The organism is Oleiphilus sp. HI0061, assembly GCF_001635675.1.
In genome coordinates this window covers 1-1,746 of the sequence record NZ_LWFE01001579.1, presented here as the reverse complement: position 1 = coordinate 1,746, position 1,746 = coordinate 1, and the positions used below count along the sequence as shown (strand labels likewise).

Genomic DNA, 1,746 nt, shown 5'->3' with positions numbered 1-1,746 from the left:
AGACCACATTGCTGCTGACTTCATTCGCAACGATGCCTTGTTGTTCCACCGTTGCAGCGATCATATTATTCCTATCGGTGACTTCAGCGACTTTTGAACCCGCTATCATTAGGCACTCTCCGGTGCTGTAAGCATTATCCACACAAGATTGAGTATGGATCTTTCCGGCCTCCATTACTTTAACTGCATTGGCAGCGGCAGATTGCAGAGCTTCAGTCATCGCCTGTATTTCTTCAGTGGATTCATGAGTTCGTTGTGCGAGAGACCTAACTTCATCTGCTACTACCGCGAAGCCGCGGCCTGTTTCGCCAGCTCGTGCAGCCTCGATCGCGGCGTTCAAAGCTAATAGGTTGGTCTGTTCAGAAATGTTTCTGATGACGCCAAGAATGGTGTCAATTTGTTGAACATCGGCTTCAAGTTGGCTAATGACTTGGCTGGCTTGTGTCATATCATCCGAGACGCTGCTGATTGCACCAATGGTATTGCGCATCATCTCGTTACCTTGATTTATTTGAGTATTTGCTTCGTGAGTCAGGTCTGAGGTTTCTGCAGCGTTGTTAGCAATCTCTTGAATTGTCATGGCAAGCTCTTCAATTGCCGAGGCGAGAAGCTCGGTCTCAGAGTGTTGTTGGTCAACACCTTCTGATGTTCTTGATGTAATGTCATTTATGACGGTTGCAGAAGACGACATTTCTTCAGAGCCGTGTTTGCAGTGATTGATTAAGCTACGGAAGGCGCTTTGCATGCTGATGAACGATCGGCTTAGACCTCCTAGCTCATCGCGACGCTCAGTTTGCTCAATTTCTTGTCGAAAGTCTCCGTTTGCAGCGTCTTTCATGACTGATACGATTCGCTTTAAAGGTTCGACCAAGTCTTGGGTCATCATTCGAGCGATCACAGCAACGACAATGAGCGTGGCAAGAAGCAAGAAGATAGACGATCGTGACTTTTTCCAGAATAGCTCATCGATATCGTCAATATATACACCGCTGCCGATAATGTAGTTCCAAGGTTTGAAGCCTTGAACATATGAGGTTTTTGCAACAGGTTCGTCTTTTCCAGGTTTAGCCCAATAATAATCGACATACCCGCTTTCAGAGCTGCGTACGACTTTCACAAAATCGGAAAACAGTTGCGTGCCTTTAGGGTCGGTAAATTCGCTTAAGTCTTTTCCGTTCAGTGCTGGCTTAATAGGGTGCATCACCATTTTCGCGCTATAATCATTGATCCAGAAATATCCGCTGCCATTGTCGTACCTTAGGTGTCTGATAGCGTTGACGGCTTGTTTTTTAGCTTCTGCTTCACCCAATATATCTCTTCGTTCGTAGAATGAGCTAAGCAGCGAAGACGCATTTTCAACAAGATGCTTCACTTCACTTTTTCGACTTTCGAGCAAGTTATCTCGCTCATTAATCCGGTCAAAAACTTGAATGAATAAGCTGCTAATAATGGCAATAGCTAGAAGTAGCCAAATTTTGACTTCAAATCGAAGGTTGCTAAACAAAGTGTTTTCCTTAAGAAATCAGTAATGGTTGGGTCGTGATTTTACTGCAAAATAGATTGATTCGTGAGCAGAAGTTCCTAATATAGATTCAAAGTCTCTCTCATGCAAGTTACTGGATTTAATCAATAATTGAAGTAGATCTGTAATAGTTTTCAGATATAATTATGTAGCAGCTAGCTTGCTCTGCTTTGGCTTAATAGTTTTTCGCACTCATTTGCTAACGCGCGTCGTTTAAAGATAAA

The 1,746-nt window shown here is 43.6% G+C and carries 1 protein-coding gene; it reads right to left on the bottom strand.

All coding sequences use genetic code 11. From position 1 onward, the window contains the following. On the bottom strand, positions 1-1,504 hold a 1,504-nt coding region (locus tag A3735_RS24665; protein ID WP_068638823.1), incomplete at its 3' end, for a methyl-accepting chemotaxis protein. Positions 1,505-1,746: the final 242 nt, after the last annotated feature.